This window comes from Anaerocolumna jejuensis DSM 15929 (genome assembly GCF_900142215.1).
GTDB classification, from domain to species: domain Bacteria; phylum Bacillota; class Clostridia; order Lachnospirales; family Lachnospiraceae; genus Anaerocolumna; species Anaerocolumna jejuensis.
Map to the genome: position 1 here is coordinate 188632 of NZ_FRAC01000012.1, position 24698 is coordinate 213329.

Consider the following 24698-nt stretch of genomic DNA (forward strand, 5'->3'; position numbering starts at 1 on the left):
CTTTCCCTTTCATAGTAAGCATAGGGAAACATCAATAACATAAAGCATCTATTGATACTTTATGTTATTGATGTTTCTGATCTGATAATCATTGAAACCAAGATGCTTCTTGATTTCACGAAAAAAGGTACAATATTAATATAGGCTAAAAAATTATTGCAAAATATATACAGTTATGTTATAATAATAATGTTAAGAATATAATAAAGTGCCGTGGAGAAAAGAGTGGGCTAGAACAACATTAAATGTTGTTTATTAGTGCACTTTTTTTATTTGGGTTTTTACATAAGACAGTTCTTATTGTTATAAAGTAATTTGCTAATATGTTAAGAACTAATTCAATATGAATTAAAAAAGGGGTTTTAATAGATCTATGATTTTCTAAAAAGTGGGAGAATTTATATGAAACGAAGATTTGTTAATATCATTGAAGATAATCCGGTAATTGCTGCTGTTAAAGATGAAGAAGGTCTGGAAAAAAGCATTCAGTCCGATGGGATAGGTATTATCTTTGTATTATATGGAGATATCTGCAATATAGAAAGAATTGTCAGCAGAATAAAAGAAGAAGGACGCATTGCTATAGTACATATTGATTTGATAACCGGCCTGAGTGGAAAAGATGTGAGCATTGATTTCATTAAGCAGAATACAAAAGCAGATGGAATAATTACCACAAAACAGACATTAATTAAGCATGCAAAAGAGTTAGGACTATACACAGTGCTCCGTTATTTTGTAATTGATTCGATGGCACTCTTCAACATTGAAAAACAATCCAGTTTAATACAACCGGATGTGATAGAGATATTACCGGGTGCTATGCCAAAGATCTTAAAAAAGATAAGTGAAACAAGTAAGGTACCTATTATAGCGGGAGGTTTAATATCTGATAAGGATGACGTTATGGCTGCACTGTCAAGCGGAGCAATTTCAATTTCAACTACAAATTCTAATGTATGGGTATTGTAAAAAAATATTGTATAAGCTGCACTTTTCGCAGGTCTTAACTACAGGATAGAAATATCCTATAGTAAAGGAGTTTACATACTAAAAGTGCTGATTATAAAAAAGAAGAAGGTTTTTATTACAAGGTAAGTAAAAAAAAGGAGGGTGTAAGTTCATGGCGAAATTCGTTATGGCGCTGGATGCAGGAACGACAAGCAACAGATGCATACTATTTAATGAGAAGGGTGAGATGTGCAGTGTAGCACAAAAGGAATTTACGCAGTATTTTCCGAAGCCAGGCTGGGTAGAACATGATGCTAATGAAATTTGGTCAACACAGCTAGGGGTTGCTGTGGAGGCTATGACAAAGATTGGTGCTACAGCAGCAGATATTGCTGCAATCGGTATCACAAATCAAAGAGAAACTACCATTGTATGGGATAAGGAGACAGGGGAACCTGTATATAACGCAATTGTATGGCAGTGCAGACGTACTTCTGAGTATTGTGATTCCTTAAAAGAGAAAGGATTAACAGATTCCTTCAGAGAAAAAACAGGTCTAGTAATTGATGCTTACTTTTCAGGAACTAAATTGAAATGGATTCTGGATAATGTGAAAGGTGCAAGAGAAAAAGGTGAAGCAGGCAAGTTATTATTTGGTACAGTAGAAACCTGGTTAATATGGAAACTTACAAAGGGTAAGGTTCATGTAACCGATTTTTCGAATGCATCCAGAACGATGCTATTTAATATTAAAGAATTAAAATGGGATCAGGACATTTTAAAAGAATTAAATATTCCTGAATGTATGCTTCCCGAAGCAAGACCATCAAGTGATGTTTATGGAAAAGCAGATTCACAATTCTTCGGCGCTCCTATTACGATAGGCGGAGCAGCCGGTGATCAGCAGGCGGCTTTATTTGGCCAGACCTGTTTTACTGCAGGTGAAGCGAAGAATACCTATGGAACAGGCTGCTTCTTATTAATGAATACCGGTGAAAAACCAGTATATTCAAAAAATGGATTGGTAACTACGATTGCATGGGGATTAGACGGAAAAGTCAATTATGCGTTAGAAGGCTCCATATTTGTTGCTGGTGCTGCTATCCAGTGGCTTCGTGATGAGATGAAATTGATAGATACAGCTCCGGACTCTGAATACATGGCGAAGAAAGTTATTGATACCAATGGCTGCTATGTAGTTCCTGCCTTTACCGGCCTTGGAGCACCTCATTGGGATCAATATGCACGAGGTACGATTGTTGGTTTAACAAGAGGAGTCAATAAATATCATATTATTAGAGCAACCTTAGAGTCTTTAGCATACCAGGTAAATGATGTTATTTCTGTAATGCAGGCTGACTCCGGTATCACCTTAAGTGCATTAAAAGTGGATGGCGGAGCATGTGCAAATAACTTCTTAATGCAATTCCAATCCGATATTATCAATGCACCTGTTAACAGACCGATGTGTGCTGAAACAACTGCAATGGGTGCTGCCTATTTAGCTGGTCTGGCAGTTGGATATTGGAAAAGCAAAGAAGACGTTATTAAGAACTGGAAAATCGATAGAGTGTTTGAACCAGAGATGGAAGAAAAGAATAGAGCAATCTTGATAAAAGGTTGGAACAAAGCAGTGAAATGTTCCTTTAATTGGTCCAAAGAAGAATAATATCGGACGAGGGGAGAATAATTATGTTAATTTTTTCAGCGGAATTAATAGGGACTATGATAGTGATAATACTCGGTGATGGGGTCGTAGCCAATGTTTCATTAAATAAGTCTGGCATGAAAGGCGCTGGTTCTATTCAAATTACATTGGCATGGGGCTTTGCTGTTTTACTTCCTGCATTTATCTTTGGAGCAGCGTCAGGAGCACATTTTAATCCTGCAATTACATTAGCTTTAGCAATTGATGGTTCCATTGCATGGTCTTTGGTACCTACCTATGTTGCCGGGCAATTTGCCGGTGCATTTATAGGTGCAGTTATGGTTTATATTTTATTCAAAGGTCAGTTCGATGCAACACAAGATGCTAATACAAAACTTGGTGTATTTGCAACAAGTCCTTCTGTTCCCAATAAAGGGCTGAATATATTGAGTGAAGCTGTAGGAACCTTTCTATTAGTATTCGCAATTAAAGGTATTGGAAATATAGCTGACCTGGCACCTGGAGTTGATAAATTACTGGTATTTGGTACTATCACTTCAATTGGTATGTCACTTGGTGGATTAACAGGATATGCCATTAACCCGGTTCGTGATTTGTGTCCTCGTATTGCTCACGCAATTCTTCCAATCAAAGGGAAAAGAGATTCCAATTGGGGCTATGCATGGATTCCAGTAGTTGGTCCTTTTATCGGAGCTATTGCTGCTGTCTTAGTTTTCTCAGCAATTCCATGGTAAAGCAATAAAATTTTATAGATAGAGCAGTTACAATTTCATATTATTGTTGAATGAGATGGAGAGTCAACCAATAGCATACTTAAAAAGTATTGCTCTTTGCTTGACTCTTTTTTAAATAAAAGCAAAAGGAGAGATAGTGATGTATGATGTAATAATAATCGGAGCAGGAGTGGTAGGCTGTGCAGTGGCCAGAGAATTATCCAGATATGAAGTGAAAGCCTGTGTGATTGACAAATGCGAGGATGTTTGCAGCGGGACCACGAAGGCTAATAGTGCCATTGTTCATGCAGGATATGATGCAGCAGAAGGTTCACTGATGGCAAAATTAAATGTCAAAGGGAATCAATTAATGGGGGAATTATCAAAAGAGTTAGATTTTCCTTTTAAGCGCAATGGATCTTTAGTTGTGTGTGTAAATAAAGAGGAAATGCCAAGGCTTGAAGCACTATATGAACGTGGAGCTGCCAATGGAGTAAAGGGGCTTCAAATATTATCAAAAGAAGAAGTTAAAAAAATGGAACCCAATATTACGGATGAGGTGGAAGGTGCCTTATATGCGCCTTCAGCGGGAATAGTTTGTCCCTTCAACTTAACAATTGCTTTAGCAGAAAATGCAAATGCCAATGGAGTAGAGTTTAAATTTAACACAGAAGTTATTGATATAACAAAAAAGAATGATATCTATCAGCTTCAGACCAATGGTGAAATGATTGAGACGAAATATGTAGTGAATGCAGCAGGCGTTCATGCAGGCGAAATTCACAGTTTCGTAAGCAGGAAAAAGTATAAAATTACCCCTAGAAGAGGTGATTACTTTTTATTAGACAAATCAGTTGGAGATTATGTTTCTAAGACAATTTTTACTTTACCAACGAAATTTGGAAAAGGTGTTGTAGTGGCTCCAACTGTTCATGGCAATTTAATTGTTGGTCCAACTGCAATAGATATAGAAGATAAAGAAGGAACAAATACTACGAAGGAAGGGTTGGAAGAATTAATAAAAAAAGTGGGAATCTCAGTGAAAGGTGTTCCGATCAAACAGGTTATAACATCATTTTCCGGCTTAAGGGCCCATGAAGAAGGCCATGAATTCATTATCGAAGAATTGGAGGATTCCAAGGGGTTTATTAATGTGCTTGGTATAGAATCTCCCGGGCTGACCAGTGCTCCTGCAATTGGAATTATGGTAGCTGATTTGCTGAGGGATTTAAATCATTTATCTAAAAAAGAAAATTTTATTTCAAAAAGAAAAGGTATTTTGGATCCCAGTACCCTTACGATGGAAGAAAGAAATGAACTTATTCAGAAAAATAACACCTATGGTAATATTATTTGCAGATGCGAAATGATTTCAGAAGGTGAAATCATAGATGCTATTCGCAGGCCCCTCGGAGCCAGGTCTTTAGATGGAATAAAAAGAAGAGTAAGAGCCGGTTCCGGAAGATGTCAGGCTGGATTTTGTACTCCAAGAACATTAGAGATTATGGTAAGAGAATTAGGTATTCCAATGGAGGAAATTACAAAATCCGGAGGAAAGTCTTATATTGTAATGGGCCATAGCAAAGAAACCATATAAGGGGGCGAAAGTTAATGAAAAAATATGATGTGGTAATAATTGGGGGTGGCCCTGCTGGTCTGGCAGCCGCCGCCAAAGCAAAAGAGTGTGGTGTTGACAGTATTCTTATTATAGAAAGAGAGAAAGAACTGGGTGGAATATTAAATCAGTGTATTCACAACGGATTTGGTCTTCATACCTTTAAGGAAGAATTAACAGGGCCCGAGTATGCAAACAGATTTATTGATAAAGTGAAGCAGCTAAAGATTGAGTATCTATTAAGTACTATGGTTATGGATATCAGTCCGCAAAAAGTAGTAACTGCTATGAACGGCGAGGAGGGATTGTTTACAATAGAAGCTAAAGCAATCATTTTAGCCATGGGATGCAGAGAGCGGTCAAGAGGGGCTCTAAATATTCCGGGTTATCGGCCTGCCGGAATTTTTTCTGCCGGCACTGCTCAAAGACTGGTTAATATGGAAGGATATATGCCAGGACGGGAGGTGGTTATCCTGGGTTCCGGAGATATTGGACTTATTATGGCAAGAAGAATGACCTTAGAGGGGGCAAAGGTCAAGTTAGTCGCAGAATTAATGCCATATTCAGGAGGCTTAAAAAGAAATATAGTACAGTGTCTTGACGATTTTAATATTCCATTGAAACTCAGCCATACGGTAATTAATATTGATGGAAAAGAAAGACTTAAGGGCTTAACAATAGCAAAGGTTGATGAATTTGCTAAACCTATACCTGGTACAGAGGAATATATTACATGTGATACACTATTATTATCGGTTGGTTTAGTACCTGAAAATGAATTATCGCGTGATATGGGCGTAGAAATTGACAAAATCACCTCTGGTCCTATTGTTAATGAAAGCTTGGAAACCAACATTGAAGGAGTATTTGCGTGTGGTAATGTACTTCACGTTCATGATCTGGTAGACTATGTTTCAGATGAAGCGGCTCTTGCAGGAGCAAATGCAGCAAGATACATTAAATCAGTGACAGATAAAAAGATAGAAGAAGCAAATAAGGTAAGCGATAGTAAAGAAATTGTTATTACCGCAACAGAGGGAGTTAGATACACCGTGCCTAAGTTTATAAATCTAAATCGTATGGCTGATACGCTTACTGTTCGCTTTCGTGTAGGAGCCGTATATAAAAATTCATATATTAGTGTTTATTATAATGATGAGAGAGTACTTCACAAAAAGAAGCAGGTAATGGCACCAGGAGAAATGGAAGAGGTCAAGTTATTAAAAGATAAAGTAAAAGCGTATCCTGATCTAAATAATATCACTGTGAAGATTGAGAAGGAGTAGAATGACGATGGAAAAAAGAGAACTTATTTGTATCTGCTGTCCCCTCGGGTGCCAGATGGCAGTAACCATTAAAGATGGGAAGGTAATAGAAACTGTTGGAAATACGTGTAACAGAGGTAAGATATATGGGGAAAAGGAGATAATTAACCCGACCAGGATTGTAACCTCGACTGTTAAGGTAGATGGCGGAGAGAAACCTTATGTGTCAGTAAAAACAAAAGAGGATATTCCAAAGAGTAAAATCTTTGAGTGTATGAAAGGGCTACAGAATTTAACCGTAAAAGCACCGATTTATATAGGAGATATTATCTTAGATAATGCCGGAGAAACAGGGATTCCTATTATAGCTACAAGTAATGTTTTGGTGAAATAAAGGCAGCTCTGAAAGATTCTGTAACAAAAAGCTCTGAAGCAATAACATGTGATGCTGGTTCAGAGCTTTTTGCAAATTAATCTATATATTGGGCATTCTTTGGCATGGTCTTAAAGGCTTTCTTAAAAGCTCTGGAAAAGGTGGAATAATTCTTAAAGCCGCTCTGGTAGCAGGCTTGTGTGGAAGTGCAGCCTGCCTGCACATAATGTCTTGCAAGGAGCAGTCTTTTATCCGTAATATAATTTCCAACGGTATAGCCGGTGTGCTCCTTAAAAAAGTGCATCAGGTAATAGCGGTTCAGGTAAAAGGTATTTGCCAGGGTATCAATGGTAATATCTTCTGTCAGATGAGCATTGATATAATCTATGATGGCAAGGAGCTTGTCATTTGCCATATCGCTGTCCAGATAGTTTACATGATTGGCTAATACGGTACGGTTTAGCTGAATCATAAATTCCAGGAATAAAATCTTCTGGTAGAGTTCCCTTGCAAAATCATTGTCCTTAAAGGAAAGCTCCAATTCACGGCATACATGATAGAGCTTGGATTTATCCAAAGAAGGAATGCGGAGAACATTGGAATGTTCCTTTTTTACCTTTTCAAAGCAATGGTTAAGGTCATAATCCTCACCCTTGTAGGAAGCCAGAAATTCCGTAGACACATATACAATGATCCGGTCATAAACAGAATTATCAAGGCACACGGGACGGTGCACTTCCCCTGCGTTGACCAGCAGGATATCATAGGGCTTAAGACGGTAGTTCCTGCCTTCAATGGAGTAATTCAAATTACCGGATAAGAATATCATGATTTTGTTAAAATCATGATAGTGGAAATTGAACTCCTTTTTCTCATTGTCAACCAGGTGAAATATTCGAAAATCATCATTCAGATAGCCAAGCTTTTCAAAATTTCCCATTTCTTTCTCCTTTCTCCTTCCTCCTTTTACTCAAGGGCCAGTTACTATTCCTTCCGTTGTTCCCTGAAACAATGCTGGTGTTAATCTTAGTGGATATTTCAAGTATACAGCACTATATGCAATATTGGAAGCATTATAATAATATTTTTATGAAATAATGTTTTGTATAATAGAGAAAAAGATGAACAAAGGCTCTTACTTAAGCAACAGTTTAAGTAACACATCTTTCCATTTTCGATAGAATAATAGTGAGAAGAAATTCGAATTCAGGAGGTAATATTATGTCACTTAACGGTGTATGGCTGCCCATCATTACGCCCTTTAAAGAAGGGGAGATTGACTATAAATCCTATGAAAAGCTGATAAATCATTACGCAGAAACCGGAATATCCGGTTTTATCCCCTTTGGTACAACAGGTGAGATTCCAACCTTAAGCGAATATGAGTTTGAGGAGATGATGGATAAGACCCTGGAGTACAACAATGGACGTCTGCCGGTTTTCGCAGGAATAGGAGGAAACTGTACAGCCAATGTAGTTAAGAGGGCAAAACTGGCTGAAAAATATAAGATAGAAGGCATCCTGTCTGTCTGTCCTTATTATAATAAACCTAATCAGAATGGTATCTACAGCCATTTTAAGAATCTGGCGGAAGAAACTTCACTTGATATCATTATTTATAACATTCCCTACCGTACTGGTGTGAATATCACCAACGACACCATACACAGGCTGGCGGAATTCAGAAATATTGTAGGGCTTAAGGATTCCTGCGGGGATATTAAGCAGACTATGAACCTGCTTCTTAATACACCGAAGGATTTTTCGGTGCTTACCGGAGAAGATTTATTGTTTTATCTGACGCTTACCCTGGGAGGAGCAGGCGGTATTATGGCCTCTGCTCATGTTAACACAGAGAAGTTCGTTAAGATTTATAAGAATATCAGGGAGAATAATGCAGAGGAGGCTCTTACGACCTGGAAGGAGCTGTACCCCTTAATTCCGCTTTTGTTTGAAGAACCGAATCCGGCACCGATAAAATATTGCCTGAACAGCCTGGGACTTATTGATTCACCGGAGCTGAGACTTCCCTTAACGGAGATTTCAGAGGAATTAAAGGTTAAGATCGATAAGGTACTGGAGGTACAGGAAAAGGTAAAAATAGCAGGTTAGGAATTATAATATAAAAATAATATTTAAAACTGCCACAGATTGCTTGAATGGAATATCACTTCTTCCTCAAAGCTTTTTGCGGCAGTTTTTATATTCCTTATTTAAATAGAAATATTGATTTGTGACATAAATTAATCTCAGCTTTCGTCTATGTATATTTGAGGTAAAAAATGCAGCGAAGAGATTCTCACAGGAGTTTATTGCATTTTCATACTGCAAATATACATTCAATGTACATACATTCAGCCGCCCAATGATTCTTTAGAAATTCTTTCAATTTATCTGCCGGAATCTTTTATTTTTATCCGCTACAATAATAAAAACAATCGGAGGTGTGAAATGGGAAATAGCGGTGTGAGAGTAAGATGCTATAAAAAATCAATTCTAAAAAGAAACTCATCTACAAGGAATGTTGCCCGGAAGTCTTTCTTTTCTTTCCTGAAATGTTGTATAATAAGCCTGATTAAGAAAATGAAATTATTTGGGAGGAACTATGGAGGCTTATTGTATATTAGTGGTGGAAGATGATAAAGAAATCTTAGAGGGGATTGGAATATACCTTAAAAATCTGGGATATGCAGTGTTCAAAGCTGAAAACGGAAGGGAAGGGCTCTCCATAGTGGAAAAGGAAACAATCCATCTGGCAATTGTAGATATTATGATGCCTGGGATGGATGGAATTACCATGACTATGAAAATCAGGGAAAAATATGATTTCCCTATTATTATGCTGACAGCCAAATCGGAAGAGATTGATAAACTGACGGGATTTCAGTGCGGTGCAGATGATTATGTAACCAAGCCCTTTGCTCCCTTAGAGCTTTTAGCAAGGGTGAATTCCCAGCTGCGCAGATATCGAAAGTATCTGGATGCCATAAGTGATAAGGAAGAAGTAAAGGAAAATGTATATGAGGTAGGAGGCCTGGAACTGAATGAGAATACCGTTACCTTACATGTGGACGGTAATCCTGTAAAGGTGACACCTCTGGAATTTAAGATACTTGCCCTTTTAATGAAGAATCCAGGAAGGGTATTTTCGGCAGAGGAAATTTATGAAAAGGTCTGGAACGAGCGTGCGGTGAATACCGATACCATTATGGTACATATTCGCAATCTTCGGGAAAAAATCGAATATAACCCGAAGGAACCAAAATATTTAAAGGTGGTGTGGGGTGTTGGATACAAAATTGAAAAACAGCAGCGATAGAAAATATGCCGGATTATTTGTAAGCATAATTATTCTTGTATTATTGGCAGCAGCCGTTTTGCTGTTTTACAAGCCGATTGTTGAAAATGCAAAAGGCTTTATAAAGCTTGACGAGTCGGACAAGGAAAAGGAGCTGGCAGAATATAAGGATTCGGCAGAGGCCGGCTTTCTGGAAGAATTGTTTAAGGGAAACTATGTGTTGAGATGGGAACTGGAACGGCAGATAAATAATAAGAAACTGAATGCAAGCGAGTTTTTCCTGAATGAAAACCAGAGTACGGACATTGATGACATCAATACGGATGACGGAGAGAATTTTGAGACCTTCAAAAGTGACTTTTCAGAGCTTATGAATAATTGGTATTACAACTTTTTTTATTATATCCTGTCAAATTATGGACTTGAATATTATGCTGTGGACAATAAGACCGGGACTTACTTAACCAATACCGGAGCAAAGCTTTCTGCATTCCTTGGGAAAGAGGAAATGGAGGAAGCTGATAAATTAAAGAAGGAATATTATTTCTATGCCGTGATACAGTTTGATGAGAATGGAAATCCTAGTATTCCTTATTATCAGGGGATTTCTAAGGAGAAGGCAAATAGCTATCTGGGCTTTAACCTGACCCAGGAAATGGTGAACAGAAGCTGGAACAATGCCGCATGGTATGCCAGCAGGGTAAAGCCATTGGCCGGTATGAAGGTGGTGTATGCAATTAAGTCGGAAGATTCTCTGCAAAATTATTTTATTGACCAGTTTGGCGATACGAATTACCATATAATAAACGAAGCCTATAACAGAGGAGGTGCAGCCTATTTATATACAGCCAGCTTTATCTTAGTTATGCTGCTGGGATTTGTGCTTCCGTTAATCAAGCCCTTAAGGATCGGAAAGGGAATAGAAGCGAAGATTCCAGCAGAAATATGGGGACTTGGAATAGGGTTTACTGTTACAATATATGAAGATGGAATTACTTCTTTAATAAAGGAAACCGTATCGGGAGACCTGTTCGACTTAAACAGAAATCATATCATGACAGAGGGGATGGCAAGAGTAGTTGTAAATTCCTTTAATGTCCTGATCTGGCTTGGAATCTTCATTATCTGGTTTGCGGCAGCTCTTTCCATCCGGCAGTTTTTCATCAAAAGGCCGGTCAAATTTCTGAAAGAAAATACTCTTACCTTTCGCTTTCTGTTCTGGCTTGGAAGAGTCATAAAGAAAGGCTGTGGCTATGCAATTACCTTTGATATGAGCAGGAAGGACGATAGGAAGCTTGTAATGCTTCTGGGAGCCAATATGCTGCTGATAATGTTATTCTGCGCCATGGGGGGAGTTGGTGTAATAGGAGCTATCATATATACCTGTGTGCTATTATACTTTATTACTAAATATAAGAACAAAATAACCTCCGATTATCGGGCAATTATACAAGCGGCAGGCAGGATTTCAGAGGGAAATCTGGATATAACAATTGAGAAGAATTTGGGAGTCTTTAATCCTTTAAAAGAGGAACTCATGAGTGTACAGCAGGGCTTCCGTAAGGCAGTGCTGGAGGAGACCAAAAGCCAGAAGATGAAAACAGAGCTGATTACCAATGTATCCCATGATTTAAAGACCCCTCTGACGGCTATTATAACCTATGTGGATCTGCTAAAAAATAAGGAGCTGACAGAGGAACAAAGAGATTCCTATGTCGAAACCCTGGATAGAAAAGCTCTCCGTCTGAAAATCCTCATTGAAGACCTGTTTGAAATGAGTAAGGCGGCCAGCAATACCATAACCATGAATCCGGTGGAAGTGGATTTAACGGCAATGATAAAGCAGATTCATTTTGAATTAAGTGACAAAATTGCCGGAGCCGGTCTTGATTTTCGGGTAAGGATACCCGAGGATAAGATCATTGCATGGCTTGATAGTGATAAGACCTACCGGATATTCGAAAACCTAATAATAAATATGTGCAAATATGCACTTCCCGGTTCCAGGGCGTACCTGGATATGGAAGTGCTGGATAAACAGGTATCGATAACTGTGCGTAATATATCTCAGGCAGAACTGGACTTTACGGGAGAAGAGATCGTAGAGCGTTTTGTCAGAGGTGACAAAGCAAGGAATTCCGAAGGCTCAGGCCTTGGTCTGGCCATTGCGAAAAGCTTTACCGAACTCCAGGGAGGAAGCTTCCATGTATTAACAGATGGAGATTTGTTCAAGGTCATTGTGGGATTTATGATACTTGAAGCATAGGAAGCCAAATTACCATCGTAGTTAAAAACAGCACTAATTTAGAATTGGAAGCTGAACTCCGGCAGTATGGTGCAGGCAAATAGTAATATTAATTGGTGAAGCCAATGTTATCCAGTTTGATATTCCCGGTGTTAAGCTTGTCAAAATGAAAGCTGATACTCTTGATGGAAGACAGGTCCAGCTTCTCATTACTTTTTTGAAAGGCAGTTTTGGGAATACGCACCGTCTGAAAATAATGCTTATAAACCGGGCTGTTTGTAATAAACTGAAGCTTAGTGGTTATCACCGGCAGTGAAGGATATACCCTGGCAAAATCAGATAACAGGGCATGAGCGGTTTCTCCCTTTGTATCCGTAATATTTACGGTCAGATCAAGGGGAGAAATCTTTTTTTGTCCCTTGGGGTATTCCCTGTCATCCATGATATCAAACTGAAAAAAGCTGCCCTTTTCCTCATAGGGAGGGGTGAACTGCATTTCATAATAAGAACTGAGAGAATTCTTCCAGGCATAGGCCAGAGCATAATTATCCCTGTCCGGGCCGTCCAGTTCATAAAACAGCCTGGTCTCATACCAGTAGGAAGCACCCAGGGAAGAAAGGCTGACATTTTCTACGGTGGCTGTTGTAAGGTCCGTATCCTCCTCGTAGCTGCATAGGTTCTGCAGGGTACTGGCTTCATAACCGTTCAAATAGAGGTTTTCCGGCAGCTGGGAGCGCAGCTTATTGTAGTCACTAAAGAAGCTCCTTGCCTCATTATCCTGCTTTATAGTGGCATCCAGAAAATTTTTCACCGCTGTTTTTAAAGTGTTTTGCTGCTTATTCTCAGAAATCAGATTTTTTGTATTAAGCATCATATGAAAGGGAGTGCTAAGGTCAAATCTTCCCCATTCAGAGTTAAATTGCCCGTGGTTGGCATCTGCTATGTAAAGAAAGGCCTTAAAATAATCATTGACACCGGTAAAGGAAATGTTGTGATACTGCTTTTCCCCCATCATATAGGAAACATCCTGGTCATTGGAGCCGTGAATCAGAAGATAATTGACATCTTTCAGTTCCACATCCCTGCCGGAAGGGCGGTACTGGTCGGAGCAGGGGGCAATGGCTATCAGGGACTTAATATCAAAATCGTAGGTTAGACGTATATTTCCATTATCCGGAAGGACCTTCAGGGTGTTATAGAGTGCGGCGATGGAAACCGCTTCTCCCCCTCTGGAGTGGCCTGCCAGGGTAAGCTTCTCAAAATCCATTTTATTATATAAGGGATTATCTTTCTGGTTATTATCTTTCTCCATTTCCCTCATATTTTCTAGCAGAAGAATGGCTCTGGCATCATTTTCCCCGGAAAGGCCTTTGTCAAGATAGCCGTTTAGAAAGCTTTCATCTACGGATACCACAACATAGCCATAACTGGCAAGATATTCTCCCAGATAGGAATAACCCAGATAGGAGTCTGCTGTCATAATGTGGTTCCCGTGAACAATAAACATAACCGGATAATTCTGTCCCTCCCTGGGATACCAGACCTTACCCTTTAAGGGGACCGTATCGATGCTGTACCCCCAGTAGAAATCCCTTAATTTCTTGGAGAAGCCTGTATAATCAACATAACTGGAAAGATTGGTATTTCGGGATTTTATTTCTTCCCCTCCGATACCGTATTCGATGGAGGCTGTTTCCAGGGGACCGAAGGCAGGCGCTTCTTCCGTTCCCGATGCTTGTTTGTCCTTCTGGATTGAGAGGTAGTTACTGACATAAGGATAGGAAAAGCCGCTGCCTGCTGCAAACCAGGTCCCTGCTGCTGTAATCAGGAAGGAAAAGGTAAGTATTATCAGGAGGGAGGGGCTCTTTCTATGTAAACCGAATACCGCATAGAAGCTTCTTATAAAAATGAGAAAAGCCAATGCCAGAAAAACAGCCAGGACCTGGGAGAGCTTGTAAGCGGAATCGCCGCCGCTGCCGGAGGAAATCTCCCATAAATAAGAAAGCACCAGAAAAAGCTCCACAAGGAGATAGATGCTTCTGGCAGAAAGCTTCTGAGCTATCTTTAAAAAGGGGAGTAAAATAACCCGCAGCAGGTTCAGTAAAAGAAAGAAAACAGCAAAAGCCAGTAAGACTCCCAGGAACTTTGGCAAACCGGACTCCAGAAACATCAATGCCAGGAGGATACCGGTAATGATATCTGTAAAAGGAGCAAGCGGTTTCCCGGTTCCTCTGAAATTACGATGCTCCCAGGATTTTATTTTTTCTATAAGCTTTCCAAATAATTTTTTAACATTTTTTATGACAGTCTTTACAATCGGCTTTATCTTAAAATTGCTACTCATAACAAATCCTTTCCGCCAGCTAATGAAATAAAGTAATTGTAAATATTATAAATCAACCTGTGAAAAAGTTCCAGAAGTATTTAAATTATTGATAAACGATAATTTATTTTCATATAATTATTGACAAACAATAATTTTAAGTATATAATTATTGCAAAACAATAATTATGGTAAAATAAGGGGGTCGCAATGAAGAAAATTCGCATAGGGCTGGTCGTAACGGCTATTCTATCATTTGTATTGGCATGCATTATATTTTATGGATTTTCCTTTGAAGACGGGGCATATCTGCTGATTCTGCCCTTTAATCTGCTTGGAAGGGGGCTTGGCCGGCTGTCCTTTCATTCTGCTTTTACAAATGTAATTGCCTTTATCCTGTACTTTGGACTATCGTTGATTCCGCTGGTTTTCCTGCTTGTTAACAGGAAAAGGGGAAAGAAGAATAAGGCAGATATTATTTTGCTTTTGATAACAGCTTACCAGTTCTATTTATTTTACTTTTTTATCAATCCGCTAACAATGACAGGAAGATTTTTTTCCTATACGGATAATACGGAAATGCTTCCGGCTCTAAAGGTATCACTGGTTGTATTCTATATCAGCCTCTGGCTGGGCTATTTATTTATCCGCTTTGCGGAAGCTGCATTTTTACCCGCTTCCTACCATAAAAGCTTATCCATGAATGGGCTGCTGAAAAAGCTCCTGCTGGCGGGAGCAGGATTTTATACGGTGCTGTATTTTTACTATAATACGGTAAAAATGTTCCAGGCAATTGAAAAGGCAGCAGGGGAAGCCTTCTCCCAAACAGCGCAGATTTATCCCCTTATAGACTATATCTTATCAGGAATTCCGGTGGTATTTTCAGTAATGATCTTTCTTAGCGGAGCAGAGCTGGCGGATGCCATGAAGAAGGAGCACTTAACGGAAGAAGAGAAGAAAGCCGCCATAAACCTGGGGGAAGCAGGCAAAAGGTGTATCTATGCTACGGTCGGCTGCAATATCCTGTTCAACGTCCTACAGCTTCTTTTGGCGAAGCAGCTGAATAACATTATTTTTACTGTGAACATTTCATTTTTTCCTCTGATAACAGCACTTTTTTCTATGATTTTGGCTTCCTATTTTAAAGAGGCAAAGGAACTGAAGGAAAATGATGAGTTATTTATATAAAGAGCAGAAAGCAGGAAAGGAATAGTATGGCTATAAAGGTTCATTTGGAAGATATCTTAAAAGAACGCCGTATGACATCCAAGGAATTATGCAGTCTTATTGGGATAACAGAGGCAAACCTGTCCGTATTACGAAGCGGAAAAGCAAAGGGTGTCCGGTTTGAAACACTGAATAAAATATGTCATTATCTTCATTGCAATGTCGGGGATATTCTGGACTGTGACGGAGAACTGAAGGAGGATAATTATGAAGAAGAGAGTTAGATTTTACCGGTACACGGCTGGCATCCTGATTTTCGCTTTGCTGTCAGGACTTACTGGCTGCCGGCTGGCTGTGGATAAAGAAGGCGGAAAGCTTTCTGTAAATGACGTTCTCTGCGGAGCTTTTTTAGCCTTTAACGGAGAAGAAATCAATAAAGAAGCAGATAATACGGCCATGGAACCTTCTATGGGGGGCGGGGTAAAAATCAGCGGCAAGGCGCTTTTTGAAGGAAAGGACATTGTGAAAGGAGTGCAGGAAGACAATACCGTCAGGTTTGAGGGAGTAAAGGGGTACTTTTTTGGAATTATATCCGAGAAAAAAGAAAATGTGGAAAATTCCGTACTGATGGCAGATGACGGCTTTACGAATGTAGGGCAGAATGTGCAGGATAACGACGGGAAGACAGAAACCATTTCGGAAGCGACCTTCCTTGTTCCGACTGATAGTACAAAAAGCTATTATATCTATCCGGTTTACAGGAAAGGGGATGGAACCTATTATACCATGCTGGAAAATGCCAGGGGAACTTCCTTTACCGGAGATACGGTGAATACTTCTACAAGTACCAAATTTGACAATGTCATGGAAATGCGCAACGACGGGCTTACTAAAAAGTATACGAAGCAATCCATAAAGCTTACCTTAAAAACTGTTGACCCGGCAAAGAAAATTGTGATAAAGGAAATGAACAGGAAGGATGAGGTCATAGCGTCCGCAGAGCTTAAAAATAACGGCAGTACTACGATTCGATATAAGGCGGCACCGGAAGCGGATTATGTGATTGTGGAGGAGACGCTGCATAATAATAGGACGGGGGATTATGTACAGAGAAGTGCATACAGCTTTGGAAAGGAAAAGATTTTTTACCATCAATGCAGTTTTCCAAATGAGAAGGATGGGATTGGGGCTGTTCATTTGGAGATTTCAAAATAATTGTGATTTGCCTGGGTAAAGGCAGATTTTCACAAGGGGACGGCAGTTTGTACAAAATAGAAGGCATGAATGCTTCGATTACAATGTATAAGAAGTCCTAATTCTCTGAAGCTTTTGTGCTGGACATATCCTCAAGCAGATAACTCGCTGCTGCTCAGACAATCTGTTTGAGGATATAGCACAAAAGCTTCAGAGAAAAGGACTTCTAATACATTTCCATAGGCGCATTCATGCCTTCTATTTTGTACAAACTGCCTGCTGATATTGAAACAGGGCATTTGTTGGGCGAATCAATTATAAATTGTAATAAAACTGGTATATACCTGTGACACAACTGTAACATTGGGCTCCGATGTATGTAGAGTAATAAACATTACTGAAAGGAGCAAAAATATGATCCAATCAATTAGTTCCAGTTCAAACCATTGGTATCAGAAAACAGGGAGCCTTGTAAAGAAAACAGAGAGCAGCGATAGTACGGTAACTGACGATACGCTTGTTACGGAGGAAGGTAAGTCCGTAAGAAAAGGAGCACTCTCCCTTAGGGATATCATGGGATTAATGCAGAACAGCAGCTCTGCCAAACAAGAGGAGATTAAGGAAGATGCCAAGGATGGCGATAGCAGCACTTTAGACGCAGATGGAGATGGTACCATTTCAGAAGATGAGTACAATAACCTCATTTCACAGCTTGGAATTAAGAATGCCTTAAGTGCGGAGGACTTTTTTGCAAAATATGATACTGACGGAGACGGAGAAATCACTTCGGAAGAATTGGGTGCCGGGAATACCGGCAGAATGATGCCGCCTCCGCCTTCTGTTGAAGATGAGGATTCCGAGGATAGCTTTTCCTCCAGCACGGATACCAATGGTGACGGGGTAATCTCTGTGGAGGAATATGAGGCTTTTGTTAAGAATAATAACATTACGGATGCCTTAAGTTCAGAGGATTTCTTCAATCTTTACGATACGGACAAGGATGGAAAAATCAGTGTTGATGAAGTAAGGCAGGGAGCAGCAAATGCAGGCGTAGAGGATGTGCCTTCCAAGACTTCCCTTCCTTCCGAGATTGATACCGATGGTGATGGCAGCCTTTCCTCTGATGAATATGAAAAGCTGGTTTCGTCACTGGGAATTGAGGATGCACCGGATGCAGAGGATTTCTTCTCCCAGTATGATACCAACGGAGACGGAGAAATCAGTGCGGAGGAAGCAAATGCAGTACTGTCACAGGCAGCCGCTGCAAGGCTCCAGGCAATGAACTCTTATGAGAACAGTTACCGCTATCTGGAAGGTGATGAGGATGGCGGATGGAGCAGTGAAATTTAGTAACGCAATTAATAGTAAAAGCATGCTCACCTTATGAATTGGCATATTTGAAAGATAAGCATTTTCACACTCCATTATTTTAGCAGTACCGCAGACAGGTCTGGGGTATGCAATAGGAGCATATGTGATGTAAAAAAGGATGTTGTACTGAATGGATTATAAAGTACAGCATCCTTTTCATACTTTGACCACATATTCCTGTTATACTGCTATAGAAAGTTTAGAACAGGTTATTTACGAAGGGAAAAGGCGGTACCGATATGCTGCAGGATAAAACCATATTACTTGTGGATGATGAACCTAAAATCAGGATTCTTCTTCGGGATTTTCTTGAAAAAGAAGGGTATAAGATAATGGAAGCCAGTGACGGCAGGCAGGCGCTGGAGCTGTTTCACAGCAGAATACAGGAAATTGATATGCTTTTGCTGGATGTAATGATTCCGGAATATGACGGCTGGACAGTCTGCAGGGAAATACGCAAGGTCTCACAGGTTCCGATTATCATGCTGACAGCAAGGGCGGAGGACTTTGATGAAGTCCACGGCTTTGAAATCGGAGCGGACGACTATATTAAAAAGCCTGTAAAACCCACTGTATTGGTCGCAAGGCTGAAAGCCTTCTTTCGCAGGCAGGATAAAGGAAGTCTTAGGGAGAAGCCCCTGGAGTTCGGGGAATTAATGATAGACACCGGCTGTCATCAGGTAAAGGTCGGAATGGAGGAAATAAGCTTAAGTCCCACGGAATACAGTATTTTAATCACGCTGGTACAAAACAGCCGGCAGATTGTATCCAGGGAGCAGTTAATCCGGCAGGTATGGGGGTATGATTATTACGGAGGGTTAAGGACCGTGGATACCCATATCAACAGGCTGCGGATAAAGCTGAAGACAAAAGGAGATGCCATTACCACTATAAGGGGCTTTGGCTATAAATTTGAGGGATAAGCATGGGTGTTAATTTCAGAAGATCGATACGTATGAAGCTGTTTACCTATATGCTTTCTACGATTCTTATATTTGCAGCACTTCTATTGGGGTTTAATACCTTTTTCGCGGAAAAGTACTATATCCATCATAAGAAGAATACCTTAATGACAATCAGCAAAGAGCTGGAAGCTTACATAGAGGATTACGGACAGGAATCGGGAATAAAAAAAGGCAGGGAATTTTTTAAAGAGACTTCCCTGGTCAATAAAATAAATTCCTTGGAAAAGAAGCTGGGAGGGACCATTGTTATCGGCAATGGCAGGGGAGAGGTATATTACCCTGCGGAGAACATGCATGGCGGAATGATAGCCGGACCGGTTCATTATGATATGAGAATTCCGCCCCATGGTAAGTTTGAGGAATGGAAGAGGCAGGATGAGAATTCCTTTTTTATGATAACAAAGGACCCAGGGTATGACATTAACACTCTCCGTTACCAGATTCAGAGAGAGGACGGGCTGATTCTGCTGATATGGGTTCCAATGGCAGAAATATCGGAAAATGCTTCCCTGTCGAACCGGTTTACATTTTTTATCGGTTTATTTACAGTATTCCTTACGGCACTCCTTACTCTGCTGATATCAGGTAAATTCACAAAGCCCATAAAGGAAATGAACGACATTACAGGACGAATGTCAAGGCTTGATTTTTCAAAGACCCTGCAGATTCATACAAAAGATGAGCTGGGAGAGCTTTCCCAAAGTATCAATGAGCTGTCCTCCGCACTGGGAGAAGCAATCGGAAAGCTTAGTCAGGATATCGACAGGGAAAGGCATATGGAAAAACTCCGCAGGGAATTTGTTGCCAATGTATCCCATGAGCTAAAGACGCCGGTCTTTTTAATACAGGGCTATGCGGAAGGGCTTAGGGCAAATATTGCGGACAATGCGGAACGAAGAGACTTCTACTGTGATGTTATTATGGAAGAAACGGATAAAATGGATGCTTTGATAAAGGAGCTGCTGGATTTGTCCAGGCTGGAGCAGGAGGGCTTTGCCGTAGAAAAAGAAAGCTTTGACTTCTCAGAGGACTTAAAGGAACAGCTTGATAAATATCAAAAAGTATTAAAGGAAAAAGGACTCTGCCTTAAGACTGATATACAGGATGGTGTTGTTATTGAGGCCGACAGGCAAAGAAGCGGACAGGTAATAACGAACTTTGTCATGAATGCAATAAATTATGCGGATGAAAAAAAGCAGCTTAAGGTATCCCTTATGCAGGACACCTGCAAAGAGAAAGCGGTGCTTTCTGTGTATAACAGCAGCCCGCCCATTCCGGAGGAGGAATTTCCAAGGCTGTGGCAGAGCTTTTATAAATTAAATCAGGCCAGGACAAGAGAGGATACCGGAACGGGACTTGGACTTTCCATTGTCCGGGCTATCCAGGAATCCCAGGGCTTTTCCTATGGGGTCTATAATAGGGAAGGCGGCGTGGTATTCTGGTGTGATTTTGAGCTTGGTACTAAAAATTAAAAATGGATAGCTGGTTTAAAAGGGCTTGCTGCAAAAAAAAGCTTCAGGGGCTGTCGCAAAACACTAAAATTCAACAAGATATGATTCCTGACCACTTGGTCAGCATCCATATTTTGTATGAAAAGTTCATTTTGCTACAGCCTCTTTGTTGCTCTTTTTGCGGCAGGTCCTTATTTTTTTACAGGATAGAATAGATACAATAAATGCCCCTTAAAATCCAAAGGGATACCCCTGTTTTCCTTCACATGGAAATGATATACTTTCTTCAGAAACAAACAAGAAAAGTAAGCAGGAAAGACAGGGATAAAAATGCAGGAAAAACTGGTGGAAATACGAAATATGAATAAAAGCTTTCCAGGAGTTAAAGCGCTTGTTGAGGTATCACTGGATTTGTATAAGGGAGAGGTACTTGCATTACTTGGTGAAAATGGAGCCGGTAAGTCAACACTGATGAAAATACTAAGCGGTGTATATCAGAAGGATGACGGAAGCATTAAGGTCTATGGCAAAGAAGTGGAAGATATGACAGCCAAACGGGCCAGAGAGCTTGGAATCGCCATTATTCATCAGGAATTAAATATGTGCAGCCACCTGTCGGTGGCAGAGAACATCTTCCTTGGAAGAGAAAAGTTAAAATCCGGAATACTCTCAGATAATGAAATGAAGCGTGAAACGGAAAGGATATTAAAGAGGTTTCAAATGGATATCAGCCCCGATACCATTGTGGGAGATTTGTCCGTATCCAAGCAGCAGATGGTTGAAATTGCCAAGGCACTTTCAACCCAGGCTAAAATATTGATCATGGATGAACCGACTTCGGCTTTGACCTCCAAGGAGATTAATGAATTATTTCATATAATAAAGCAGTTAAAGGCGGAAGGGTGCGGCATTATCTATATATCCCACCGTTTGGAGGAGCTCAGCCATATCGTTGACCGGGTGACCATCCTCCGTGACGGGCAGTATATCAAGAGTATGGACTTTGCAGGTACTACGTTGCCGGAAATCATTACTTACATGGTGGGAAGAGAAATCAAGGATAAGTTCCCCAGAGTGGAAAGCCGGCGGGGCAAAACAATTCTTGAGGTAAAGCATCTGAACGCGGGTAAGATGGTAAAGGATATTAGCTTTCAGCTGCGTGAAGGGGAAATTGTGGGAGTGGCCGGCCTTATGGGAGCCGGGAGAACAGAAATGACAAGGGCGGTTTTCGGAATCGACAGCAAGGATTCCGGTGACATCATACTGGATGGAGAGCCGGTGATAATACATAAGCCAAAGAATGCAATAAAGGCCGGGATTGTCCTTGCCCCGGAAGACAGAAAAAAGGACGGATTGTGCACAAAATTAAGCGTAAAAGAAAATATCTCCCTGCCAAATCTGGATTTGCTTTGTAATTTACTGGGCGTAGTGAATAAGTCAAAAGAAAACGGGATGGTAAGCAAGACAATTAAGAGCTTGAAGATAAAGCTTCCGGAAGATACCGTAAGGGCAGAAAGCCTGTCGGGAGGTAATCAGCAAAAGGTCGTGGTAGGTAAGTGGCTGGCCAGGAGTTCAAGAGTAGTCATCTTTGATGAACCTACCAGAGGCATTGACGTAGCTGCCAAGGTTGAGATATATAATATCATGAATGAGTTAAAGCAGCAGGGGGTCGGGGTAATGTTCATATCCTCTGAAATGCCGGAGGTAATGGGAATCAGTGACAGGATACTGGTGATGTGTGACGGCAGAATTACCGGAGAACTTGATACAAAGGATGCAACCGGTGATATCATTCTATCCTATGCTACGAAATTTGATAACAAACTCGAAGAGAAGGAAGCAGACAAGAAAGACTGGAGGCAGGTATGAATTTAGCAAAAAAAATGAAAGCATCCCGTGGCATGGGGCAGGTAATAACGGTTACAATAGGACTTATCATACTTTGTGTTGTATTTGGCATATTAAATCCGAACTTCTTTTCAGGGAGAAATGCCGGGAACCTGTTCCGGCAGATAGCTCCCGTACTATTAATCGGCGTAGGGCAGTCCTATGTCCTGATAACCGGAAACATTGATCTATCCATAGGTTCCCTTGTAGGTATGAGCTGTATGGTATCGGCAACCCTTATGACAAAGGGAATGAATCCCTGGACAGCGGTGCTTTTAACCTTTTTCTTTTGTATACTGGTAGGTATCTCCAACGGACTTTTGGTGGCTAAGCTCAAGCTTCCGCCCTTTATTGCAACCCTTGGTACCATGACCATTGCCAGAGGAATCGCACAGATTGTTAACAATAATTATAATACGGATTCCATCGGGGAAAAGGCGGAAGGCTTCCGGAATTTCTTTTATTACGGTAAATCCCTTGGACTTTACAATACCATATGGATAGCCCTGGTCTTATGGGTGATTTTTGACTTTATCTTAAGCAAGACAAGGTCAGGACGGCATATTTACGCCATAGGAAGTAATCTGGAAGCAGCAAAGCTCTCCGGTGTGGATATCGTGGGAACAACGATTAAGGCATATATTGTCAGCAGTATCTGTGCCTGTACGGTAGGCCTGATTATCTGCGCCACCAGCGGAATGGGTACCATGGATGCCGGAAACAGTTATGAACTGTATGCCGTAGCAGCATCGGTTATCGGCGGAGTATCGACCCTGGGAGGGCAGGGTAATATTTTAGGAACCATTATAGGTGCTGCCATTTGGGGAGTACTGCAGAATGGACTGCAATTTGTCGGGGCACCGGTAGCAATCAGAAATATTGTAATAGGTATTATCGTAATTGTTTCCGTACTGCTCGATGTAATTGTCCGGAGCGGAAAGTTCCACAATAAAGCAATTAAGGTATAAGGCAGTGCTATAAACTGCTTATATTATAAAAAATGGGAGGTTTACGATGAAAAAGAAGGTATTAAGTGTTTTATTATGTACGGCAATGGTGGCAGCAATGCTTACGGGGTGCGGTAAGGATAAGGAGACTGCAGCTACAGAGGGCGGTAAAAAGGGTGACAGCTATAAGGTTTATCTCATAACAATGGATCAGATGGACCAGTACTGGGCCAACGTGGATAAGGGCTGCAAGAAGGCAGTGGATGAACTGAAATCCGGCGGTGTAACAGTGGATTACAAATGGTCCGCACCGGATAAGAAGGATGATGCCCAGCAGATTGAGAAAATCAACAATGCGGTAGCAGACGGTGCCCAGGCAATTCTATTGGCGGCAAACGGACCCACAGCTGTGAACGAATCCTTAAAAGAAGCAGAAGCTGCAGGCGTAAAGATTGTTTATGTGGATTCACCGGCAGATTATCCTGCTGTCAGAACCTTAAGCACCGATAATGAAGCAGCCGGAAAAACAGCCGGAGAAAAGCTGATCGAAGCATTAAAGGCAAAGAATATTACCTCCGGTGATATCGGAATTATCAGTGTTAATACCTCAACAGATTCCACCATGAAGAGAGAGAACGGCTTTCGCAGCGCTTTTGATGGTACAGAGTTTAAAATTCTGGAAACCCAGTACTGCGAAGGAGAAGCTGCCCAGTCCCAGAATGCGGCATCCAACTTCCTGGCTCAGGGGTGTGTAGGATTATATGGCTGCAATGAAGGCTCCACCGTCGGTGTAGGAAATGCAATCAAAGAGGCAGGAGGCAAGGCAATCGGTATTGGCTTTGATACCTCCGATGCTATATTGGATTTGATTGAACAGGGAAATCTCTTAGGAGCTATGGCACAGAACCCTTCTACAATGGGATATGAAGGCGTGAAAACAGCTATTAAAGCAATAAAGGGAGAAGAGGCAGGCGAGAATCTGGATACCGGTGTTACAGCCGTAACAAAGGATAATGTAGCCGATTATAAAAAATAGTCAGAATTCATAAATAATATAACAATAAAGAGATAGCGTATTATAATACCTTTTTGCAGGACAGGTGTATTATGATACGCTAGCTCTTTCGTATGGAAAAGAAGAAAGCAGCCTGGAAATTAATTGGGGAAGAAAGGGTTTTGACCGGATAGAAGCTTGCCATTATTTAGAAATTATAGTATGATTATTGTAAAATATTTATAAAACATATACATAAAACAGAATGAG

At 40.6% G+C, this 24698-nt stretch carries 20 protein-coding genes; 18 read left to right on the forward strand and 2 right to left on the reverse strand.

Annotation, left to right across the window (positions count from 1 at the left end; all coding sequences use genetic code 11):
- The first annotated feature begins 402 nt into the window (after positions 1-402).
- The 6 genes from BUB77_RS13125 to BUB77_RS13150 all read left to right on the forward strand — a co-directional run bounded on the left by BUB77_RS13125 (position 403) and on the right by BUB77_RS13150 (position 6607).
- The gene (locus BUB77_RS13125) at positions 403-972 is read left to right on the forward strand and encodes a glycerol-3-phosphate responsive antiterminator (protein WP_073276598.1); all 570 of its coding nucleotides are present in this window, start codon (positions 403-405) and stop codon (positions 970-972) included.
- A gap of 151 nt (positions 973-1123) precedes the next feature.
- The gene (gene glpK, locus BUB77_RS13130; RefSeq protein ID WP_073276600.1) at positions 1124-2620 is read left to right on the forward strand and encodes a glycerol kinase GlpK; all 1497 of its coding nucleotides are present in this window, start codon (positions 1124-1126) and stop codon (positions 2618-2620) included.
- A gap of 23 nt (positions 2621-2643) precedes the next feature.
- On the forward strand, positions 2644-3354 hold the full coding sequence (locus BUB77_RS13135) for an MIP/aquaporin family protein (RefSeq protein ID WP_073276602.1): 711 nt from the start codon (positions 2644-2646) through the stop codon (positions 3352-3354).
- Between the two features lie 139 nt (positions 3355-3493).
- Entirely contained in the window at positions 3494-4930 is a 1437-nt protein-coding gene (locus BUB77_RS13140) for an NAD(P)/FAD-dependent oxidoreductase (protein WP_073276604.1), read from the forward strand.
- Between the two features lie 14 nt (positions 4931-4944).
- Positions 4945-6234, forward strand: a complete 1290-nt coding sequence (locus BUB77_RS13145) for an NAD(P)/FAD-dependent oxidoreductase (protein ID WP_073276606.1) — start codon at positions 4945-4947, stop codon at positions 6232-6234.
- 7 nt (positions 6235-6241) lie between these two features.
- Positions 6242-6607 (forward strand): DUF1667 domain-containing protein, encoded by a 366-nt coding sequence (locus BUB77_RS13150; RefSeq protein WP_073276701.1) that lies wholly within the window; start codon positions 6242-6244, stop codon positions 6605-6607.
- Between the two features lie 76 nt (positions 6608-6683).
- Here the strand turns inward: BUB77_RS13150 and BUB77_RS13155 are convergent, their stop codons facing one another.
- The gene (locus BUB77_RS13155) at positions 6684-7526 is read right to left on the reverse strand and encodes an AraC family transcriptional regulator (RefSeq protein WP_073276613.1); all 843 of its coding nucleotides are present in this window, start codon (positions 7524-7526) and stop codon (positions 6684-6686) included.
- Between the two features lie 281 nt (positions 7527-7807).
- Between BUB77_RS13155 and dapA the strand changes: the two genes are divergently transcribed.
- The 3 genes from dapA (at position 7808) to BUB77_RS13170 (ending at position 12150) form a co-directional block, all read left to right on the forward strand.
- Entirely contained in the window at positions 7808-8698 is an 891-nt protein-coding gene (dapA, locus tag BUB77_RS13160) for a 4-hydroxy-tetrahydrodipicolinate synthase (RefSeq protein ID WP_073276616.1), read from the forward strand.
- A gap of 493 nt (positions 8699-9191) precedes the next feature.
- The gene (locus tag BUB77_RS13165; protein WP_073276618.1) at positions 9192-9905 is read left to right on the forward strand and encodes a response regulator transcription factor; all 714 of its coding nucleotides are present in this window, start codon (positions 9192-9194) and stop codon (positions 9903-9905) included.
- Positions 9871-12150 carry a sensor histidine kinase gene (locus tag BUB77_RS13170; RefSeq protein ID WP_073276619.1) on the forward strand — a complete coding sequence of 760 codons (2280 nt, stop codon included), beginning with the start codon at positions 9871-9873 and terminating at the stop codon, positions 12148-12150. Before BUB77_RS13165 ends, BUB77_RS13170 begins: the two co-directional genes overlap by 35 nt.
- An 88-nt stretch (positions 12151-12238) precedes the next feature.
- Here the strand turns inward: BUB77_RS13170 and BUB77_RS13175 are convergent, their stop codons facing one another.
- Positions 12239-14473 (reverse strand): alpha/beta hydrolase family protein, encoded by a 2235-nt coding sequence (locus BUB77_RS13175; RefSeq protein WP_073276621.1) that lies wholly within the window; start codon positions 14471-14473, stop codon positions 12239-12241.
- Between the two features lie 189 nt (positions 14474-14662).
- Between BUB77_RS13175 and BUB77_RS13180 the strand changes: the two genes are divergently transcribed.
- The 9 genes from BUB77_RS13180 (at position 14663) to BUB77_RS13220 (ending at position 24470) form a co-directional block, all read left to right on the forward strand.
- Positions 14663-15640: a hypothetical protein gene (locus tag BUB77_RS13180; protein WP_073276623.1), complete on the forward strand. Its 978-nt coding sequence runs from the start codon at positions 14663-14665 to the stop codon at positions 15638-15640.
- 26 nt (positions 15641-15666) lie between these two features.
- Positions 15667-15903, forward strand: coding sequence for a helix-turn-helix domain-containing protein (locus tag BUB77_RS13185; protein ID WP_073276624.1), 237 nt, complete (start codon positions 15667-15669; stop codon positions 15901-15903).
- On the forward strand, positions 15887-16834 hold the full coding sequence (locus tag BUB77_RS13190) for a hypothetical protein (protein WP_073276626.1): 948 nt from the start codon (positions 15887-15889) through the stop codon (positions 16832-16834). Before BUB77_RS13185 ends, BUB77_RS13190 begins: the two co-directional genes overlap by 17 nt.
- A 393-nt stretch (positions 16835-17227) precedes the next feature.
- Positions 17228-18163, forward strand: a complete 936-nt coding sequence (locus tag BUB77_RS13195) for an EF-hand domain-containing protein (RefSeq protein WP_073276628.1) — start codon at positions 17228-17230, stop codon at positions 18161-18163.
- Positions 18164-18423: 260 nt separating this feature from the next.
- Positions 18424-19107: a response regulator transcription factor gene (locus BUB77_RS13200; RefSeq protein WP_330392568.1), complete on the forward strand. Its 684-nt coding sequence runs from the start codon at positions 18424-18426 to the stop codon at positions 19105-19107.
- Positions 19108-19109: 2 nt separating this feature from the next.
- Positions 19110-20621, forward strand: a complete 1512-nt coding sequence (locus BUB77_RS13205) for a sensor histidine kinase (protein WP_073276630.1) — start codon at positions 19110-19112, stop codon at positions 20619-20621.
- Positions 20622-20930: 309 nt separating this feature from the next.
- Complete coding sequence (locus tag BUB77_RS13210) at positions 20931-22469, forward strand: sugar ABC transporter ATP-binding protein (protein ID WP_073276632.1); 1539 nt, start codon at positions 20931-20933, stop codon at positions 22467-22469.
- Positions 22466-23455: an ABC transporter permease gene (locus BUB77_RS13215; protein ID WP_073276634.1), complete on the forward strand. Its 990-nt coding sequence runs from the start codon at positions 22466-22468 to the stop codon at positions 23453-23455. The genes BUB77_RS13210 and BUB77_RS13215 overlap by 4 nt, the downstream gene beginning before the upstream one ends.
- A 46-nt stretch (positions 23456-23501) precedes the next feature.
- Complete coding sequence (locus BUB77_RS13220; RefSeq protein ID WP_073276636.1) at positions 23502-24470, forward strand: substrate-binding domain-containing protein; 969 nt, start codon at positions 23502-23504, stop codon at positions 24468-24470.
- Positions 24471-24698: the final 228 nt, after the last annotated feature.

Coding starts and splice junctions, on each gene's coding strand:
- BUB77_RS13125 (WP_073276598.1), top strand. CDS start 403: ATGAAACGAAGATTTGTTAATATCATTGAAGATAATCCGGTAATTGCT.
- glpK (WP_073276600.1), top strand. CDS start 1,124: ATGGCGAAATTCGTTATGGCGCTGGATGCAGGAACGACAAGCAACAGA.
- BUB77_RS13135 (WP_073276602.1), top strand. CDS start 2,644: ATGTTAATTTTTTCAGCGGAATTAATAGGGACTATGATAGTGATAATA.
- BUB77_RS13140 (WP_073276604.1), top strand. CDS start 3,494: ATGTATGATGTAATAATAATCGGAGCAGGAGTGGTAGGCTGTGCAGTG.
- BUB77_RS13145 (WP_073276606.1), top strand. CDS start 4,945: ATGAAAAAATATGATGTGGTAATAATTGGGGGTGGCCCTGCTGGTCTG.
- BUB77_RS13150 (WP_073276701.1), top strand. CDS start 6,242: ATGGAAAAAAGAGAACTTATTTGTATCTGCTGTCCCCTCGGGTGCCAG.
- BUB77_RS13155 (WP_073276613.1), bottom strand. CDS start 7,526: ATGGGAAATTTTGAAAAGCTTGGCTATCTGAATGATGATTTTCGAATA.
- dapA (WP_073276616.1), top strand. CDS start 7,808: ATGTCACTTAACGGTGTATGGCTGCCCATCATTACGCCCTTTAAAGAA.
- BUB77_RS13165 (WP_073276618.1), top strand. CDS start 9,192: ATGGAGGCTTATTGTATATTAGTGGTGGAAGATGATAAAGAAATCTTA.
- BUB77_RS13175 (WP_073276621.1), bottom strand. CDS start 14,473: ATGAGTAGCAATTTTAAGATAAAGCCGATTGTAAAGACTGTCATAAAA.
- BUB77_RS13180 (WP_073276623.1), top strand. CDS start 14,663: ATGAAGAAAATTCGCATAGGGCTGGTCGTAACGGCTATTCTATCATTT.
- BUB77_RS13185 (WP_073276624.1), top strand. CDS start 15,667: ATGGCTATAAAGGTTCATTTGGAAGATATCTTAAAAGAACGCCGTATG.
- BUB77_RS13190 (WP_073276626.1), top strand. CDS start 15,887: ATGAAGAAGAGAGTTAGATTTTACCGGTACACGGCTGGCATCCTGATT.
- BUB77_RS13195 (WP_073276628.1), top strand. CDS start 17,228: ATGATCCAATCAATTAGTTCCAGTTCAAACCATTGGTATCAGAAAACA.
- BUB77_RS13200 (WP_330392568.1), top strand. CDS start 18,424: ATGCTGCAGGATAAAACCATATTACTTGTGGATGATGAACCTAAAATC.
- BUB77_RS13205 (WP_073276630.1), top strand. CDS start 19,110: ATGGGTGTTAATTTCAGAAGATCGATACGTATGAAGCTGTTTACCTAT.
- BUB77_RS13210 (WP_073276632.1), top strand. CDS start 20,931: ATGCAGGAAAAACTGGTGGAAATACGAAATATGAATAAAAGCTTTCCA.
- BUB77_RS13215 (WP_073276634.1), top strand. CDS start 22,466: ATGAATTTAGCAAAAAAAATGAAAGCATCCCGTGGCATGGGGCAGGTA.
- BUB77_RS13220 (WP_073276636.1), top strand. CDS start 23,502: ATGAAAAAGAAGGTATTAAGTGTTTTATTATGTACGGCAATGGTGGCA.